Origin of the sequence: Xanthomonas sp. NCPPB 1754, from assembly GCF_041475725.2 — a bacterium.
GTDB lineage: Bacteria > Pseudomonadota > Gammaproteobacteria > Xanthomonadales > Xanthomonadaceae > Xanthomonas > Xanthomonas euvesicatoria.
Genome location: NZ_CM192982.1, coordinates 3363970 through 3382306, shown reverse-complemented (window position 1 = coordinate 3382306; position 18337 = coordinate 3363970). Strand labels below are relative to the sequence as shown.

At 64.4% G+C, this 18337-nt stretch carries 18 protein-coding genes; 3 read left to right on the top strand and 15 right to left on the bottom strand.

The annotated features are described in order from the left end of the window. The first annotated feature begins 100 nt into the window (after nucleotides 1-100). From ACCQ15_RS14805 to xopAW, 3 genes are all read left to right on the top strand, one after another. Nucleotides 101-475, top strand: a complete 375-nt coding sequence (locus ACCQ15_RS14805) for a ComEA family DNA-binding protein (RefSeq protein WP_008572623.1) — start codon at nucleotides 101-103, stop codon at nucleotides 473-475. A gap of 427 nt (nucleotides 476-902) precedes the next feature. Further along, a complete protein-coding gene (locus ACCQ15_RS14800; protein ID WP_005913329.1) occupies nucleotides 903-1748 on the top strand; it encodes a HutD/Ves family protein in 846 nt (281 codons plus the stop codon). Nucleotides 1749-1901: 153 nt separating this feature from the next. Then, complete coding sequence (gene xopAW / locus ACCQ15_RS14795) at nucleotides 1902-2567, top strand: XopAW family type III secretion system calcium-binding effector (RefSeq protein ID WP_372380725.1); 666 nt, start codon at nucleotides 1902-1904, stop codon at nucleotides 2565-2567. A gap of 170 nt (nucleotides 2568-2737) precedes the next feature. Here the strand turns inward: xopAW and ACCQ15_RS14790 are convergent, their stop codons facing one another. From ACCQ15_RS14790 to ACCQ15_RS14720, 15 genes are all read right to left on the bottom strand, one after another. Further along, a complete protein-coding gene (locus tag ACCQ15_RS14790) occupies nucleotides 2738-4564 on the bottom strand; it encodes a flavodoxin domain-containing protein (protein ID WP_372380724.1) in 1827 nt (608 codons plus the stop codon). Next, entirely contained in the window at nucleotides 4561-5535 is a 975-nt protein-coding gene (locus ACCQ15_RS14785; protein WP_136732790.1) for an FAD:protein FMN transferase, read from the bottom strand. Before ACCQ15_RS14785 ends, ACCQ15_RS14790 begins: the two co-directional genes overlap by 4 nt. A 67-nt stretch (nucleotides 5536-5602) precedes the next feature. Then, the gene (locus tag ACCQ15_RS14780; RefSeq protein ID WP_109290860.1) at nucleotides 5603-6406 is read right to left on the bottom strand and encodes a DUF4198 domain-containing protein; all 804 of its coding nucleotides are present in this window, start codon (nucleotides 6404-6406) and stop codon (nucleotides 5603-5605) included. Between the two features lie 181 nt (nucleotides 6407-6587). Beyond that, entirely contained in the window at nucleotides 6588-7103 is a 516-nt protein-coding gene (locus tag ACCQ15_RS14775; protein ID WP_008571849.1) for a DUF2271 domain-containing protein, read from the bottom strand. Between the two features lie 21 nt (nucleotides 7104-7124). Continuing rightward, nucleotides 7125-7766: a PepSY-associated TM helix domain-containing protein gene (locus tag ACCQ15_RS14770; protein WP_011348124.1), complete on the bottom strand. Its 642-nt coding sequence runs from the start codon at nucleotides 7764-7766 to the stop codon at nucleotides 7125-7127. A 7-nt stretch (nucleotides 7767-7773) separates the two neighbouring features. Next, complete coding sequence (locus ACCQ15_RS14765) at nucleotides 7774-8532, bottom strand: tetratricopeptide repeat protein (protein ID WP_277573572.1); 759 nt, start codon at nucleotides 8530-8532, stop codon at nucleotides 7774-7776. After that, nucleotides 8525-9211 (bottom strand): Fe2+-dependent dioxygenase, encoded by a 687-nt coding sequence (locus ACCQ15_RS14760; protein ID WP_057680715.1) that lies wholly within the window; start codon nucleotides 9209-9211, stop codon nucleotides 8525-8527. The genes ACCQ15_RS14765 and ACCQ15_RS14760 overlap by 8 nt, the downstream gene beginning before the upstream one ends. A gap of 48 nt (nucleotides 9212-9259) precedes the next feature. Further along, entirely contained in the window at nucleotides 9260-11578 is a 2319-nt protein-coding gene (locus tag ACCQ15_RS14755) for a TonB-dependent receptor (RefSeq protein WP_029819899.1), read from the bottom strand. A gap of 340 nt (nucleotides 11579-11918) precedes the next feature. Further along, nucleotides 11919-12248 carry a non-heme iron oxygenase ferredoxin subunit gene (locus ACCQ15_RS14750; RefSeq protein ID WP_003487771.1) on the bottom strand — a complete coding sequence of 110 codons (330 nt, stop codon included), beginning with the start codon at nucleotides 12246-12248 and terminating at the stop codon, nucleotides 11919-11921. Next, nucleotides 12245-12784, bottom strand: coding sequence for a GNAT family N-acetyltransferase (locus tag ACCQ15_RS14745; RefSeq protein ID WP_122272520.1), 540 nt, complete (start codon nucleotides 12782-12784; stop codon nucleotides 12245-12247). The genes ACCQ15_RS14750 and ACCQ15_RS14745 overlap by 4 nt, the downstream gene beginning before the upstream one ends. Before the next feature lie 143 nt (nucleotides 12785-12927). Then, nucleotides 12928-14172, bottom strand: coding sequence for a cysteine desulfurase (locus ACCQ15_RS14740; RefSeq protein ID WP_011348119.1), 1245 nt, complete (start codon nucleotides 14170-14172; stop codon nucleotides 12928-12930). Then, nucleotides 14169-15431 (bottom strand): Fe-S cluster assembly protein SufD, encoded by a 1263-nt coding sequence (gene sufD / locus ACCQ15_RS14735; RefSeq protein WP_005913315.1) that lies wholly within the window; start codon nucleotides 15429-15431, stop codon nucleotides 14169-14171. The genes ACCQ15_RS14740 and sufD overlap by 4 nt, the downstream gene beginning before the upstream one ends. Next, entirely contained in the window at nucleotides 15431-16195 is a 765-nt protein-coding gene (sufC, locus tag ACCQ15_RS14730; protein ID WP_008571840.1) for a Fe-S cluster assembly ATPase SufC, read from the bottom strand. The genes sufD and sufC overlap by 1 nt, the downstream gene beginning before the upstream one ends. A gap of 155 nt (nucleotides 16196-16350) precedes the next feature. Further along, entirely contained in the window at nucleotides 16351-17808 is a 1458-nt protein-coding gene (sufB, locus tag ACCQ15_RS14725; RefSeq protein WP_008571839.1) for a Fe-S cluster assembly protein SufB, read from the bottom strand. Between the two features lie 15 nt (nucleotides 17809-17823). Continuing rightward, on the bottom strand, nucleotides 17824-18282 hold the full coding sequence (locus ACCQ15_RS14720; RefSeq protein ID WP_011348117.1) for an SUF system Fe-S cluster assembly regulator: 459 nt from the start codon (nucleotides 18280-18282) through the stop codon (nucleotides 17824-17826). Nucleotides 18283-18337: the final 55 nt, after the last annotated feature.

The following is an 18337-nucleotide window of genomic DNA, read 5'->3' as shown; positions in this document are numbered from 1 at the left end:
ATTTCCCTACAAGGCGGCGCGCAGTTCACCGGCTGTGTGAAAAGTTCGTTGGCGATAGGATTGCTGCATGTGGCGCGGGATACTGGCTCCGCCGGCAGGAATGCTGGCTAGGACCATCACCCAAGCCACAAGGAGCGTTGCAATGAAGTCATTTACCGTAGTCCTGAAGTCCCTGCTACTGGCGTTGTTGTTGTCCTCGAATGCGTATGCGCTCGACAAGGTCGATATCAACACCGCGTCTGCTGAGGAATTGGACAAGGTGCTGATGAATGTCGGGCGATCAAAAGCCGAGGCAATCGTCGAGCACCGTCAGGCAAACGGTCCCTTCAAAAGTGCCGAGGAACTGGCACTGGTCAAGGGCATCGGACTCAAGACGGTCGAACGGAATCGCGACCTGATCGAAGTTGGAGCCACGATGGCTCCAGCCAAGAAGGCTGCCAAGGGGGCGGCGGTGAAACCGGTGGGACGGCGTTAAGGGGAAGGGATCCGAGATACGGTTCGACGCGAGGATGCGTGGCCGCAACCTAACTGGACAGGATGTCTGGGGGATGGCTGGAAGCCGACAAGGACGTGGAATCGCCCGGTGTTGCACTTGGATGTGCAGCCGGGCGTTTTTCGTTTTGGCCTGTGAAGATCTTGGGATCGCGCATCGCCAAGGTGTTTTGAAGTGGACAGCAAAACTTGGTGGGCAGTCTTCAGGCAGAGTGGACTGCTTCAAAGCCTCCAAGTGTTCGAGTGACTCATGCGTACCAAGTATTGGTAGAGCCCGCCTTGCGATGGGTCGTGGCGTCAGCCCGCCGCTTGATGTTCAGGTCACTGGCTATGCGTCTTGCCGATAAAGACAGACGAAGCGGCAAGATACAGCCTGATCTCGGGGCGTGAGCTTGAGGCACAATGCGCCGATGCAGCTGACAGACCTGAGCAGCCGGGTGATTCCGGCCCACGAGTACCGCCGTGAGCGGTGGCGCAATCAGTTGGGTTGGACGCGGGAGATCCTGCGTGTGGGCGATACAGCGCAATGGGCATTGCGGCTGTCGATTGCCGAAATCGAGCAGGATGCCGCGTTCTCGGCATTCCCGGGCATCGATCGTGAGTTGGTGCTGCTTCGGGGTCATGGCATGCGTTTGACGTTCGGCGGTGGCGATACTGATGTCCAAGCCGCAACCAAAGCCAAACCCAAAGCCGAAACCCATATCCATACCGGTGCTAGTGACATTGCCAGCGCTCGTGTGACCGTCAGCGCCGAGAATGCCGGAGCCGAAACCGAAACCGCTGCGGGTGCCTGGAAGGGTGTTGGTTCAGACGCGAGTGGCGCAGAGAGTGTTGGCGAGCATGCTGCTGTCGATGGATCTTTGAGCGCTGGTGAGCGCCTTGCTGCAAACGCTTCGGGCAGCAGGCGATGGGTGGACTTAGTACCGCCCTATCAACGCGTGCGATTTGCCGGCGAAGAGGCGGTTGAGGCAGTGCTGCTGGACGGACCTACCCAGGATTTCAACCTGATGTGGCGGCGCGATGTGCTGCAGACCGAGCTGCTGCATCGTCCTCTGGTCGGCACCATGTTGTTCTTTGCCGACCCAGGTAGCGCCTGGGCGATTCATCTGCTTGCCGGCCAGGCCAGTTTCGGGCGCGACAGCGGTTTGCCGCCGTTGGCGGCTGGCGATACCGCGTGGTTGAGTGCAGCGACGCGCACCCGTTACGTACTCGACGGTGGCGGCGAATTGCTGGCGATTCGGGTGAGTCCGGTCTAGGGCCTTCTTCACGTATCTGCGAGCAGGGCGCGCTCTTGGCACGCGCCCGGATGCATTCGTGTCAACGCAGACAAGCGACGGCATCGCTGTGCCACCTGGCTAGGGAACAGTGCAGGCGCCGCGAGTGGTTCCGGCAATTCCAGGGGGAAACCAATGAGTACCATCAGCTCGGTCGGAGCCGGCTACGCCGCCTACACGTCCTATGCAAGCCGCAGTGCGACCACCGGCAACGCCGCATCCGCCGCACAGGCGGAAAAAACCAATCCGCTGACGCAGTTGTTCAAATCCATCGATAGTGACAGCGATGGCAGCCTGACCGTGTCCGAGCTGTCGACCGCGCTGTCGTCCAATAGCAATGACGACAGCAAGATCGACATCGACGGGCTGCTGAGCATGCTCGATCAGGATGGTGGCGGCACCGTCAGCGAGAGCGAACTGGCGCAGGCCTTGCCGCCGCCTCCGCCACCGCCGGGTGAGCAAGGACAGGATGTGCAGTCGTTGTTTGCCGGCCTGGACAGCGATGGCGACGACAGTGTCAGCAGCGGTGAATTGAGCACGCTGGTCAATGGCGACAGTGCGTCGAGCACGCAGCTGCTGGACCTGCTCGACAGCGACAAGAGCGGGGCGCTGAGTCTGCAGGAACTGCAGGAAGCGATGCAGCCACGCGATCCGCCGCCGCGACCGCCGTCATCGGCCGATGCATCCAGCAGCGACGGCACACAGCAGGCCTATGCAGCGTTGATGCAGATGGCCGTGGGGCAGTACCGCAGCATTGGCGGCAGCGCGACAACGAGCAATCTGGTCGATCTGGCAGCGTAATGCGGTGATCGAGAGAGAATGGGGAAGCCGGAGCGCGGTCCTGGATCAGCCGGTGCGTCTAGCGCGCAGCCACCGCAAGCAGGGATGTTGCGGATTTCAGCAGCAGACGCGCTGCGGGTATCTGCGTAATCGCTTTGTTGAGCGCTTTTGGCGGTGCCGCGTGCGGTGGTTCAGTACACGTCGCGGCGATAGCGCCCGCTGCCCAGCAGTTCCTGGCTGACATCGGCTCCGAGGATGCAATCCAACGTGCGGTCGAGTTCGGGTGCCATGCCGCGCAGGCTGCCGCAGACGTAGATACAGGCATCTTGATCGATCCAATGACGCAGGCGGTCGGCGGCTGCGGCAAGTGCGTGTTGGACGTAATGCGGTGGCTGCGGTTGATCGCGCGAGTAGACAAGCTCCAGGCGTTCGATCCAGCCGTCCTGGTGCCACTGCTGCAACTCGTCGGCATACAGCGCGTCGTGCGCGGCATTGCGTTCGCCGAACAGCAGCCAGTTGCGCCGCGCGCCGGCTGCGATGCGGGCACGTAGATGCGCGCGCAGACCGGCGATGCCGGTGCCGTTGCCGATCAGCAGCATCGGCTGGTCGGGTGCGGGCGGGTGGAAGCCGGGGTTGCTGCGCAAGCGCAGCGCGATGGGCGCGCCTATCTGTGCATGGACGCAGAGCCAGCCGCTACCCAGCCCCAGGCTGCCGTCGGCGTGCCGATGCTCGCGCACCAGCAGTTCGGCATGGCCTTCCTCGGGGATGGAGGCAAGCGAATAGTCGCGATGGGGCAGGGTGACCAAACTGCGCACAAACGCATCTGCGTCCAGTGGTGAAGTTGTGCCTGTGGCTGTTCCCGTAGCTGTATCAGTGCCTTTACCTGTATCCGTAGTTGGGTCGATTCTGACTTCGGCATCGGCATCGGCATCGGCATCGGCATCGGCATCGGCATCGGCGCCAGCCATAGCACTAGCACTAGCACTAGCACTAGCACTAGCACTAGCACTAGCACTAGCTCTGAGGCTGGCACCGGCATCCACATCGGTACCGAGAGCGGCATCGGTATCGACGGGAAGTTGCGCGCCGCCGAGCCAGTCGCGCAGGGGGCGGCCGTCGATCTGCTGCGCGCCATCGTAGTGGTTACGCCGCAGCCAGGACTCGACCGCATCCGGGGTGTGACGCGGTGCGATCTCCGCGATATCGCCTGCGCTCCACTGCGGCAACGCGCCATCGCATGGCGTCAGGCGCAGTCGGTAAATCGGCGCACCCGCACTGCCGGGATTGACGTGGACACGTTCGCGTAGCTGCCAGGTGGTGTAGGTGGGCAGGCTCCAGTCGGGTTGCGTCGCCATTGCGGGCGCCAGTTCCGCCAGACGGCGTTGCCAGTGCTGCAGGGCGTTCGGGTCAGCGTTATCGACCTCGATGCGTTCGAACAGGCGAGTGGCGCCGCGCGCCTGCAGGCGATCGTCGAGGCGTCGGCCGAACGCGCAGTAGTGCGCGTAACCACGGTCGCCAAGCGCCAGCACTGCGTACTGCACCGCCGTCAGATCCTGCGCGAGGTCGGCACGCCAGGCGCGCTCGGCGGCCTGCGCATGGTCGGGCGCATCGCCTTCGCCGGTGGTGCTGACGATGCACAGCAGCCGCGGCACGCGTGCGAGTTGATCGCTATCGACGGCTTCGATCGGCAGCGCATGCGCGCCGACGCCAGCCGATTGCAGCGCGGCAACGCTGCGTTGCGCCAGCTCACGCGCAAATCCGGTCTGGCTTGCCCAGACGATCAACACGCCGCTGGCGTCTGCGCGTTGTGCGCCGACGCGCTTGCGGGCACGCAGCAGCACGACCGCACACAGGCCCAGATACAGCGCCAGGCCGAGTGTGGCCAGTTGCCAACGATGCGGCGTGGGTGGGCTCCACCATGCGCCCGCATGCAGGCCGGCCAGCCAGCCGACGATGACCGCAAGCGCCAGCAGAACCAGCCCGTTGCCCAGCCACACGCGTGAGGTGGCGCTGCTCATGACGCGGACAGGTGGCGTTCGAATGCCGGGCTCATGGATTCGAGCAGGATGCCGTCCTTGCGTGCCAGGAATCGCACGGCCAGTTCCGCCTTGCGTGCATGGGCAAGACCGGCATCGACGCCAAGCACGGTCATCGCAGTGGCCCAGGCATCGGCCTGCATCGCATCGGGCGCGAGTACGGTAACCGCCGCAGGGGCATGCGGAACGGGCGCGCCGGTGCGTGGGTCGAAGGTGTGCGTATAGCGTGTGCCTTCGGCATCGAAGCGGTGCCAGCGATCGCCGGAGGTGGCGACCGCCAGGCCGTCCAGCGCCAGCACGCGTGGTGGTAGTGCGCTGCGGGCGTCTTCGTCGGGGGCGGATTCGACCAGCACGCGCCACACGCTGATATCAGGCTTGCGTCCGTAGCCGAACAATTCGCCGCCGACCTCGATCAATGCACTGTCGATACCCGACTGCAGCAATGCGCGATGCACACAGTCCACACCGAAGCCCTTGGCGATGCCGGACAGATCCAGTGCCACTGCGCCTGGCTGCAGCACACGCTTGCCATCCAGCTGCAGGCGTTGCCAGCCGCAACGCAGGCTCGCCAATGCGATCGCCTGCGCTTCCGGCACACGCCGGCGCGCGCCGGCGGCGCCGAAGCCCCATAGCTCGACCATCGGACCGACGGTGGGGTCGAAGGCACCCTCGCTGGCCTGTGCGATCTCCAATGCTGCGCTCAGCACTGCGTGGAATTCGTCGGGCAGGTGATGCCAGCTGCCCGCCGGTGCGCGGTTGTAACGGCTGATATCCGAATCGACCTCCCAGGTACTCATCTGCGCGACCACGCGATCCAGCGCGGCCTGGATGCACGCATGCAAGGGGTGCAGATCGCGTCCGCGCGGCGCCACCAGCTTCACGCTCCAGGTGGTGCCCATGCTGCGGCCGCCGAGCGTGGCAATGGCGTGGTCGGCGGAAGACGATGCGGGCATGGACGGGTCTTATGAAGATGAGGCGGCAGGATGCACGCTGCGTGCGCTCCTGCCGCGTGCCGGCAGATTACTGCGGCAGCACTTCCAGTGTGGCGACATAGCCCAGGCGACGTTGCTTGGCCTGCGGCAGCGAGGTCGTTGTGTCTTCGCTGGTGGTTTCCAGCCAATACATGCCGGCTTCCGGCCAGGTCACGCTGAAGCCGCCCTTGGCATCGGTCTTGAGCTTGATCTCGTTTTGCGCATTCCGGTAACGGGTGCCGCCGCGCACGATGTCGATCTCCAGCCCGGCGGCCGGTTTGCCGTCCAGCTGCAGGGTGAACTGCGCGGGTTCGCCGGCAACCAGATCGTTGGGATGGGTCACCGGAATCAACTCGATGCCCTTGCCGGCGGGCTTGAAGACCGTGGTGGTCGGCGCACCGCGGGTGACGAAGGCTTCCACCCGATTGAAGGACTGCGAGACCTGTAAATCCTGCGCGTTCTTTGGCACCTCGGTGGCGAAGCGGGTTTCGTCGCCACGCCAGCGCTTGGGCTTGCCGTCTTCCTTCCAGCTGGCGAACAGGCCTGCATTGACCATGGCCAGCTTGTAGGTGCCGGGCTGGGTGAGCTGCAGGTCGAACACGCTGCGGTACTTGCCGGTCGCCGGGTTCTCCGGCGTGAGCGCACTGCCATCGGGGGCGGTGATGCTCAGGTTATCCAGTCGCAGCGGCACGTGGTTGAAGTAGAACAGATCGTTGGACACTGCAGCATCCACGGTGATCCACGGCGCATCGCCAGCGATGACGGTCTGCGACGGCAGCAACCAGGCCTTATGAGCAAGTGCGCTGAGTGGCAGGCTGGCAAGCAGGCTAATCAGGACGAGCGAGCGTTTCATGACGACTCCTTGAAAGACGATGACAACGATGGGACGCATGTGGGATCAGGGCGAGACTGCAACGCTGTCTACATGCGTGGAAAGCGCCGGGTGTGAAGCAACACGCATTGCCGCCATGCGGCAGGTGTGACCTGCGGAAACATCGACGTGCTGGAGAGCACCGTCAACGCCAGCGCAGCGTTCAGGGCTTTGCAACCAGGCTGATCGCACCGAGCTCGCTGCTGCCGCTGGCTTTGGCTGTCTGCGCGGAGGTCGCCGGCCAGGTGAAAGGCACCTTGACCAGCTCGCGGCCGCCAACTTCGCGTGCGGCTTCCACCACCAGCGTGTATTGCCCAGCCGGCAGCGACTTCAATGCGCCCTTGGTGTCGGAAAATGATAGCGCATGCGCGCCGGCCGGCCGGGTGGGGCCGGTGACGCCGTCGACCGGCACGCTCAGGGTGCGTCCGCTCTTGCGCCACCACTGGCGCAGATCCGGCAGCCATTTGGTGCCGTGGCCTTCGGCGGTGTCCCTGGATTGATACCAGACCGCCAGATTGGCGGCGACCTTCTGGTCTGCGCCTTCCAGCCAGATCGCGACATACGGGCGGTGGTATTCGGCGACGTTGAGCTTAGGGATTTCGACGTTGATGTCGAGCGTGGCCGCATATGCCGGCATGGCGAGCAGGCCGCTTAAGGCGATGGTCAATGTGGCGCGCATGATCGTCTCCGGTAGAAGGATTCAGTGGACCAACAGCAGTGCAAGCAACAGCGGAATCAGCAGGCCCAGGCCGACCAGCGGCCAGGTCATGTGCCGCTGCCGTGCATGCAAGTGAAGAAGAAACAGGCCGGTGATGCAGAACACCAGGCAGGCGATCGCAAAGACATCGATAAACCAGCCCCAGGCCGGCCCGGCGTTGCGGCCTTTATGCAGATCGTTGAGATAGGCCACCCAGCCACGCGATGTGCGCTCGTATTCGATTGCACCCGTCGTACGGTCCAGGCTCAGCCACGCATCGCCGCCTGGGCGGGGCAGTGCGACATACACCTCGTCGGCCGACCATTCTCCGTTGCGTGCGCCGATGCTGATGTCGAGCTGGCGCGCCAACCATTGCGCCACACGGGGCGGCAGCGGTGCATTGCCGTCCTGCCGCTTGCCCAGCGTGTGCAGCAGGGCAGGCGGCAGCGTCAGCGTGCGTTGCTCGGTCGATGGGCTGGCTTCGATGCGCGCGGCGTGATTCAAGGTCAGCCCGGTGACCGTAAACAGCAGCATGCCGATCAGGCACAACGCCGAGCTGATCCAGTGCCACTGATGCAGCATGCGCAGCCAGAAACCGCGACGTTGCTGCGCGCTGGCGAGGTGAGCGTGGTCTGAGGTGGACATGCTGCGCTCAGGCCATAACGTCAGAAACGCGAGGCTGCAACTGCCGCTGCCGTGCAGCCACCTCGTGCAGCAGGGCGCGCAGGCGCGGATGGCGCGCGCGGGCCAGCAGCGGGGCGAGCTGTTGCAGAAAACCGGCGTGGCCACCTGCGATGGCGCGGCGCATCCACTGTTCTGCGTCATCCAGCTCGCCGCTGTCGGCGAGCTGGGTGGCGTAGCCGGCCTGACCGCGGAAATCGCCCGCTTCGGCAGAGCGCCGGTACCACACGCATGCGGCCAGGGGATCTGCAGCGCAGGCCAGGCCCTGGTCGAGATAGCGCGCCAGGAAGTTCATCGACTTGGCATGACCGGCTTCGGCCGCGCGGCGGTACAGCGCCAATGCCTGCGTGTGGTCCTGCGCCACGCCGCGCCCGGAGGCGTACATGTGTGCCAGGTTGTACATGCCCCAGACCAGGCCATGTTCGGCGGCGTGGCGATACCACAGCACGGCCAGCACATCGTTGCTGGCCGTGCCGAACCCGAGCTCATGGCAGCGGCCCAGCTGGTTCATCGCCTCCGCACACCCTGCGTTGGCGGCCACTTCGTACCACAGCATCGCTGCAGCCGGATCTGCGGCAATGCCGCGTCCTTCGGCGTACATCTGCGCGAGCAGCACTTGTGCACTTACGTCATGGTTCGCAGCGGCTTTGTGCAAGAGCGCACGTGCCTGTTCCGGCTGCGTGCGCAGCAACGCGCTCAGCTGCGTGATGTCCAGCGCCGGCTCAGACATCGGCCCATTGCCGCAACAGGTTGTGATACACGCCAGTGAGCTGGATCAATGAGGGATGCCCGGGCGTGTCCTGGGTGAGGCGGCGGATCGAGACATCCAGTTCGAACAACAGGCGGCGCTGCGCAGCGTCACGCAGCATGCTTTGAGTCCAGAAAAAGCACGCCACGCGCGCGCCACGCGTGACTGGCATGACCCTGTGCAGACTCGTGCCCGGATAGATCACAAGATGCCCGGCCGGCAGCTTGACCGACTGCGTGCCGTAGGTGTCTTCGATGACCAACTCGCCGCCGTCGTAGCTGTCCGGGTCGCTGAGAAACAGCGTGGCGGAGACATCGGTGCGTACTGCTTCGGCGCCGCCACGACTGCGGTCGTAGCGCACTGCGTTATCGACGTGATAGCCGAACGACTGCCCGCCGCTGTAGCGATTGAACAGCGGCGGATAGATCCTGCGCGGCAGCACTGCGGAAAAGAACGTGCTGCTGCGCGCCAGTGCCTCCAGCACCAGCGCGCCGGCCTCGCGTGCAACGGCGCTGTCTTCGGGCAACTGTGCGTTGTCCTTGGCCTGTGCCGACTGGTGGCCTGCAGTGATGCGGCCGTCTGCCCAGTCGGCCACGTCCAGCTGTGCGCGCAGCTGGCTGAGCTGCGCGGGGCTGAGCACATCGGGAATGGGCAGCAACATGCGGTGGTCTCCACGTCGCCAGCGCAGCGCGCACGGCGTGCCTGAGGGTTAGAAGCTGAAGGTGGCGTTCAACACTGCCGAGCGGCCGTCCCCCGGCAATGCCCAACCGCTGCCCGCCGTGACGGTTCCTGCGGCATTGACAGTGAGGTTGTTGCGGATGCTGGTGTAGTAGACCTTGTCGAACAGGTTGTTGACGTTCAACTGCAGGCTGAGCCACGTGTTGACGCGCAGGCCGACCATGGCGCGATGCACCCAATAGGCGTCGGTCTTGCGGTAGACCGCGGTCGAGGTGTTGTTCGGGTAGAAGCTGCCCTGATAGTTGACGCCGTAACCGAAGGTCCACTGGTTGAGCTGGTAGGTGGTCCAGAGGTTGCCGGCGTTGCGCGGGGTCTGCACCAGCTCGCGCCCGGCGATGGGGTCGCCTGTCAGGCTGGCGGTGCGGTTGGACACGCTCTGCAGCACTTCGCTGTCCAGGAAGGTGTAGTTGGCGAAGATGGACCAGCGCTCGGTCAGGTAGCCGGCCGCGCCCAGCGCAATGCCGTCCACGCGCGCCTTGCCGTCCAGCACCTGCTCGGGGACCAACGGGTCGCCGCTGTTGACCTTGTAGTTCTGGCGTTCGTTGCGGAACACCGCAGCGGTCAGCGCCAGGCGCTCGTCCAGCGCATCCCACTTGCCGCCCAGTTCGATATTGACCGCGGTTTCCGGTTCGACATTGCAGTTGGCACCCACGGTGGAGGTGGCAATCGGCGTGCACGAGCCGTTGACCGAGGCCTTGGAAGGCGTCTTCGCATTTGCATAGGACAGGTACAGGCTGGCGTTGTCGACCGGTTTGAATACCAGGCCGGCGCGATACGAAAACAGATCGTCCTTGCTGCCGGCGGGGAAGCCCGCAGTCACGCCGGTGATGCCGCCGGTGGCGTTGACGGTATAGGTGGTGGTGTCGCCTTCGTTATGCTCGTAGCGGCCGCCCAGGTTGAGCATCCATTGCTCGTTGAATTGCAGCGTGTCGAACAGGTACACCGCCTGGTTGGTCAGGCTGCCCTTGCTGCGGCCGGTGCGGAAATAGTTCTGCGGGCCGGTCCAGATGTTGTACGGGTTGTCGAACGACTGCAGCGGGTAGGTGATGCCGGTGGTGGAGCCGTCGGCATTGCGGAACAGCGAACCACTATCCAGCTCGAAGTCTTCCTTGCTGAAGGCGACGCCGGCGACGACGCGATGTTCGATTGCACCGGTGTGCAGCGTGGCGGTCAGGTCGGTCTGGCTGTGCGCGATGAAGTTTTCGGTATCGCGCACCAGTCCGCGCGGCCCGCTGTTGGGGTTCCAGGTGGACGGCGGCTGGCCCACGCACGCGCGGCCGGTGTAGGCGTTGGTGTTGTTGGGCAGGCACCAGGTGCCCTCCGGAGCAGTGGCGGTGGTGCGCTGATCCACGCGCTGCAAGCGCGCCAGACTGCGCAGTTTGACGTTGTCGTCGAAGTCCATTTCCAGCACGCCGGTGAGCATGTCCACGTCGATCTCCTGACGCGCCACATTGCGATAACCGTAGTAGGTTTCGCGGTCCACGCCCGGCAGCGGGCCATCGTTGAAGGGGCTGAGCGCGAAGGGCACGCCGTACTGCGGCAGGTTGTTGTCGTGCTGGTGCAGATAGCTCAACGTGAAACGCGTGTCCGAGCCCAGGCCGAACGCCACCGACGGCGCAAACCCCCAGCGGTGACGGAATTCTTCATCGCGGCCCGGCACGTCCTGGGTGTGGCCCATCGCATTCAAGCGCACGGCAGTGCCGTTTTCGAAATCGTAATTGCTGTCGGCAGTGAGGCGGCCGTAACGGTCGCTGCCGCCGCCGATCATGACGTTGGTGAAGTTGCCCTGGCCGGCAGTCTTGGTGACCAGATTGATGTTGCCACCGACCGAGCCGGCGCCGGACATGGCCGAGTTGGCACCGTTGATGAGCTCGACGGATTCGAGGTTGAAGGTGTCGCTGCGGCTGTACTGCGCGCTGTCGCGCACGCCGTCGGTGGTGATGTCGCTGCTGGCGGTGAAGCCGCGCAGGTTGATGCTGTCGCCATAGCCGCCGCCGCCTTCGCCCGCACCGAAGGTGATGCCGGGCAGGGTGCTGAGCACATCGCGCAGCGACAGCAGATTCTGCTGGTCCATGGTCTGCTTGGTGACCACGGTAATGGTCTGCGGCGTGTCGCGCAGCGCTTCTGTGTACTTGGGCGAAGAGGGCTTCTGCGCACGTTCCTGCTGCACCCGGATCGCATCCAGATCCACCGCCCCTGGAGGCGCCGACACATCGTCGGGCTGGGCGAAAGCGGGGGCGGACAGCGTCAGCAACACGGCCGAAGCGAGCGGGGAAATGCTAGGCGTCATGGAAGGTCTCAAAGAGGAGGCGAGGCTCCCACCTGGCGATGGCTCGGCGGATGCGGGATGGAATGCGTGGACACTGCGCCGGCTAATCCGATGCGCTGCGCCGACAGTCGCCGAAGCCAGGCAAGCTGAAGCGCTGCGCGAGGGCGCACAGGCGCAGCGAACGAGCGGGGCGGGTGTCGAGCAGGACTGGTTGCATGAGGTCGCAGACAGGCCAGTTGTTAAGAAGGCCTTAAGGATGCGATCTTAAATGCAAATCATTCTTCTTTGCAATATTCACCGACCAATGGCAAACGCTGCAACGCGTGGCGCCCTCGAGCGCTGGCCGCCGCAATGCACTGCGTCAGCGATCGTCGCGGGTCCAGATGCCGTCGTGTTCGCGCTTGACCGGGAACTTGGGCACGGCCGTGTAGGCAGGCGCGCACAAGGGGCGGCCGTCGCGGATATCGAAGCGCGCGCTATGCAACTGGCATTCGATGGTGCCGGCAACCGGATCGAAGCTGCCAGGCGACAATTCGTAGTCTTCGTGGCTGCAGCGGTCTTCCAGCGCATACAAGGCGCCATCGAGGTTGAACACCACGATCGGCGTGTCGGTGACCTCGTCCCAGACGGTCTGCATTTCACCGGGCAGCAGCGCATCGCTGGCACACACGAAGGTCCAGGTGTCGCTCACGGGGTCGGCCCGCCCAACTGCTTTTCCAGCACTTCAAAACGCAGATCCTGGCGCAGCGGAATGCCGAAGCGCTCGTCGCCGTACGGGAAGGGTTTGACGCTGCCGGTGCGGCGATACCCGCGGCGTTCGTAGAACGCGATGAGTTCATCGCGCACATCGATGACGGTCATGCGCATGACCGGCAGCTGCCACTGGCTATGTGCCAGGCGCTCGGCTTCGGCCAACAGCGTCTTGCCGAGCCCGCTGCCCTGCAACGAAGGATCCACCGCGAACATCCCGAAGTACCCGGCGCCATGGTCATCGGCGATATGCGCACAGGCCACCAGCCGCTCATCCTGTTCGACCACCAGCACCAGGCTGCGTTCGCGCAGGAGATCGTCGCGCAGCACGGCCGGATCGATACGCGCACCCTCGAGAATATCGGCCTCGGTGGTCCAGCCCACGCGGCTGCTATCGCCGCGATAGGCCGAGGTCACCAGCAGGACAAGGGCGTCGATGTCAGCGACGGTGGCGGTGCGGAAAGTGGTGGTCTGCATGGAGGCAGTTTAATCGGGAATCGGGAATCGGGAATGGGGAAAAGCACGTGCTGCTCGATGAGCCATGTTCCATGCATCGAGCGTTACCGGCGTTACCAGCGTTCGGGAGAACCGCTCTTCCGATTCTCCATTCCCGATTCCCATCAGCCCAACAGTCGACGCACCTTCATCAACGCGGCGACAAAGCGCTCGATTTCGTCGTGCGTGTTGTAGAACGCCAGCGACGCGCGGCAGGTGGCGGCGACACCGTAGTACTGCAGCAGCGGATGCGCGCAGTGTTGGCCCGAGCGCACCGCGACGCCTTCCAGGTCGAGCAGGGTGGCCAGGTCGTGCGAGTGCGCGCCTTCGATCAGGAACGACACCACCGCGGCCTTGTCGGGCGTGGTGCCGAAGATGCGCAGGCCATCGATGCGTTGCAGCTCTTCAGTGAAATGGGCGAGCAGTTCGGCTTCGCGTGCTTCCACGTGCGCCAGCCCGAGCGACTCCAGGTAATCCACCGCTGCACCCAGGCCGACGAAACCGGCGATGTTGGGCGTGCCGGCTTCGAACTTGTGCGGCGCATCGTTGAAGACCGTGTTTTCGAAGCTGACTTCCTTGATCATCTCGCCGCCGCCCAGAAATGGCGGCATCGCCTGCAGATGCTCGCGACGAGCCCACAGTGCGCCGGTGCCGGTAGGGCCGCACATCTTGTGCCCGGTGATGGCGTAGAAATCGCAGCCGATGCTGGCCACGTCGATGCGTCGATGCGGTGCCGCCTGCGAGCCGTCCACCATGGTGACGATGCCGCGCTTGCGCGCTTCGCGGCAGATCTCGCGTACCGGGTTGACCGTGCCGAGCACGTTGGACACGTGGGTGATTGCCAGCAGCTTGACGTCCGGGGTCATCGCCTTGCGCAAGGCATCCAGATCCAGCGCGCCATCGGGCGTGATTTCGGCCACGCGAATGGTGGCGCCGGTGCGCTGGGCCACCAACTGCCACGGCACGATGTTGGCATGGTGTTCCATGCGCGAAATCAGGATCACATCGCCGGCGCCCAGCCGCGGCAATGCCCACGAATACGCCACCAGATTGATTGCAAAGGTGGTGCCGCTGCACAGCACCAGCTCATCGGCGCGGACGTTGAGAAAGCGCGCCAGCTTGCTGCGCGCGCCCTCGAACGCGTCCGTCGCCTCGCTGCCGAGCGCATGCACGGCACGGCTCACGTTGGCATTCTGGCGCCGGTAGAACTCGTCGGTGGCGGCAATCACCTGCAGCGGCTTCTGGCCGGTGTTGGCGTTGTCGAAATAGATCAGCGGCTTGCCATGCACCTGCCGCATCAGCAGCGGGAAATCCAGGCGCACACGGTCCCAATCGGGCGCTGCGCTGGGCGGAATGGCCGGCATGTTCATGCCACGCCTGCCGAATTCAATGCACGGTCCAATTGCAGTGCCAGCACGGCACTCAGGGCGGCTGGCAGCACGCGCAAGGGCTCATGACAGAACGCGGCGCTCAGCAGGCGCTGCGCTTCTTCCTGCGGCAAGCCGCGCGAGCGCAAGTAGAACAAGGCGTTGTCGTCGAGCTGGCCCACCGTGGCACCATGCGCGGCCTGTACCTCGTCGGCATCGATCACCAGCACCGGCTGGGTGTCGATTTCGGCGTTGGACGACAGCAGCAGATTCTTGTTGGACAACCGTGCATCGGTGCCGTCGGCACCTGCGCGGATGCGGATGCCCCCATGGAATACCACGCGGCTGCGGTCCGCGCCCACACCGCGCCACACCAGCTCGCAGGCGGTGTCGCGCGCGATGTGCTCAATGCCCAGGCGCGTGTCCACATGCCGGCGGCCGTTGCCGAGCAGCACGCCATTGGCGGTGAGCTGGGCGTTGTTGCCTTCCAGCCGCACGTTGAGCTCGTGCCGCGACAGCCCGGCACCCAACTCCAGGTCCACACGCTGGTAGCGGGCGTCGCGTGCCAGCACCGCCTCGGTGCGCAGCAGCGACGTCGCATGTGCGCTGCCGGCTTGCACGCGCGCGTGCGACAGTGCTGCACCCTGGGCCAGATGCACATGCATCACGCTGTTGGCCAGATGCGCGGCATCGCCCACGTGCAGATGATGCTCGACCACCTGCAATGCGGCGCCGGCACGCAATTCGATCAGATGGCGGTGATGCCAAGACAGATCCTGCTCGCCGGCCACGCCGACGAACACCAGATGCAGCGGCAGCTCGATCTGCGCGCCGGCTTGCACGCGCACCAGCACGCCTTCGTCGGCAAGCGCAGCATTCAGACGCGCAAAGACTTCATCGCTGCCGTCGAAGCGGCGGCCCAGCAACTGCTGCGCCTCGTCGCTTGCAGCCAACGATGCAGACAGGGTGTCCAACTGCACGCCTTCCGGCAACGTGGACAGATCGCTGAGCGCCTCGGATGGGCGGCCATTGACGAAGACCAGGCGTGGCGACGGAATGTCGTCCAGCGCGGCGGCATCCACCAGCGTGGGCACCAGCGGGGCAGGCTGAAAGCTGCGCCGTTCCAGCTGCCGCAACGAGGTGTATTTCCAGGCCTCGGCACGCGGGCCGGGCAGGCCGGTCTGCAGGGCGGCATCGAGCTCGGCGCGGCGTGCGTCACTGCCGCAGAAACCGCGCGCCAGGGAATCGAGCAGGGCGCTCATCAGGCGGCAACCTCAGGCACGACGCGGTCCTTCAGGAAGTGGTAGCCGTGCTTTTCCAGCTCCAGCGCCAGTTCCGGGCCACCGCTCTGCACGATGCGGCCCTCGGCCAGCACATGCACCACGTCCGGCTTGATGTAGTCGAGCAGGCGCTGATAGTGGGTGATGACCAGGAACGAACGCTCGGGCGAACGCAGCGCGTTGACGCCGTCGGCCACGCTCTTGAGCGCATCGATATCCAGGCCCGAATCGGTCTCGTCCAGGATGGCGAGCTTGGGCTCGAGCACTGCCAGCTGGAAGATCTCGTTGCGCTTCTTTTCGCCGCCGGAGAACCCTTCATTGACACCGCGATGCAGCAGCTCGTCCTTCAGATGCAGCACGGCCAGCTTCTGCCGCACCAGCTTGAGGAACTGCATCGAATCCAGCTCGTCTTCGCCGCGCGCCTTGCGCTGCGCATTGAGCGCGGCGCGCAGGAAATAGGTGTTGTTGACGCCGGGAATTTCCACCGGGTACTGGAAGGCCAGGAACAGGCCGGCGGCGGCGCGCTCTTCCGGCGGAAGGTCGAGAAGATCCTTGCCGTCGAACTGCACGCTGCCTGCGCCGACCTCATAGCCATCGCGACCGGCCAGCACATTGCCCAGCGTGGATTTACCCGCGCCATTGGGACCCATGATGGCGTGCACCTGGCCGGGCTGGATGTCCAGCGACAGGCCTTTGAGGATGTCTTTGCCGGCGATGCTGGCGTGGAGGTTTTGAATGTTGAGCATAGTCTTATCCAGTGATTGAGCCCCTCTCCCGCCGGGAGAGGGGTTGGGGTGAGGGTTGGTGCGAAGCATCGTGCTGTTTGAGTGCACTTGGCTTCGCTCGTACCCTCATCCGGCGCTGCGCGCCATCTTCTCCCGAGGGGAGAAGGAAAGATGTGTCAGCCGACGCTGCCTTCCAACGAGACTTCCAGCAGTTTCTTGGCTTCCACTGCGAACTCCATCGGCAGCTCGCGGAACACCTGCTTGCAGAAGCCGTCGACGATCAACGACACCGCATCTTCCTGGCTGATGCCACGCGCGCGGCAATAGAAGAGTTGGTCGTCGCTGATCTTGGAGGTGGTGGCCTCGTGTTCGACGGTGGCACCCGGGTTCTTCACCTCGATATAGGGAAAGGTGTGGGCGCCGCACTGCTTGCCGATCAACAGCGAATCGCACTGCGTGTAGTTGCGTGCGCCATCGGCATTGCGGTCCACCTTGACCTGGCCGCGATAGGTATTTTGGCCGCGTCCGGCACTGATGCCCTTGCTGACGATCTTGCTTTTGGTGCGCTTGCCGATGTGGATCATCTTGGTGCCGGTGTCGGCCTGCTGACGGTGGTGGGTCAGCGCGACCGAATGGAATTCGCCCACCGAATCGTCGCCGATCAGCACGCACGACGGATACTTCCAGGTGATCGCCGAGCCCGTTTCGACCTGGGTCCAGGTCACCTTGCTGCGCGCGCCACGGCATTCGGCGCGCTTGGTGACGAAGTTGTAGATGCCGCCCCGGCCCTCCTCGTCGCCCGGGTACCAGTTCTGCACGGTGGAATACTTGATTTCTGCATCTTCCAGCGTCACCAGCTCGACGACCGCCGCATGCAGCTGGTTCTCGTCGCGCATGGGCGCCGTGCAGCCTTCCAGATACGAGACGTAGGCCTTGTCTTCGCACACGATCAAGGTGCGCTCGAACTGGCCGGTATGGCCGGCATTGATGCGGAAGTAGGTGCTCAATTCCATCGGGCAACGCACACCCGCAGGGATGAACACGAAACTGCCGTCGGAGAACACGGCCGAGTTGAGCGCGGCGAAGTAGTTATCGCCCACCGGCACCACGCTGCCCAGATACTGCCTGACGATCTCCGGGTGTTCCTTGATGGCCTCCGACATCGAACAGAAGATCACGCCTTTTTCGGCCAGCTCCTTGCGGAAGGTGGTACCGACCGAGACCGAATCGAACACCGCATCGACTGCGACGCCGGCCAGCTTGGCGCGCTCGTGCAGCGGCACGCCAAGCTTGTCGTAGGTGTCCAGCAATTCCTTGGGCACCTCGTCCAGCGAGGCGTACTTCGGGCCCTTGGGTGCGGAGTAATAGCTCAGCGCCTGGAAATCGATCGGCGAGATCTGCAGTTTCGCCCACTCCGGCATCGGCATCTTCAGCCAATGGCGATAGGCCTCAAGACGCCAGTCGGTCATCCATTGCGGCTCGTCTTTCTTGGCCGACAACGCACGGATGACGTCTTCGTCCAGGCCGGGCGGGAGTGAGTCCGATTCGATTTCGGTGATGAAGCCGGCGTCGTAACGTCGACCCAGCCGTTCGAGGATCTGCGCATTCTGCGGAGGAGCAAGTTCGGTGGCCATTGGGCTGCCTACAGGTCAGGTGGTCGCGACGCGTGCGGCGATCGAACGCCGACGGCTGTCGCCAGGGAGAGAGAGGGGCTGCAACATCTGCGCGAGCGTGACGCGACGCAAGGCATCGCCGACAACGTCGTTGATCAGGCGCCAGTTCGACCGCACGCCGCAGCGCTGCGCGATACCGCACTGGCTGTGGTCCTGGCTGCATTCGGTGATCGCCAACGGACCTTCCATCGCTTCGACGATCTCCACCAGGGTGATGTCGCTGGCGGCGCGCGCAAGCCGGTAGCCGCCGTGCACGCCGCGCAAGCCTTCGACCAGGCCTGCCTGCGACAACGGCTTGAGAATCTTGCTGACAGTCGGTGCTTCCAGACCGGCCTGTTCGGCCAATTCGCTTGCGCTGAGCACCTGATCGCAGCGTGCCGCCAGGACGGTCAGCACCACGGTGGCGTAATCGGTGAGTTTGGTGACGCGCAACATGGGGAAGGCAGAATCCGAAAGCGGACCGAAATTGTACTCTTTCCGGCAGGGCAGG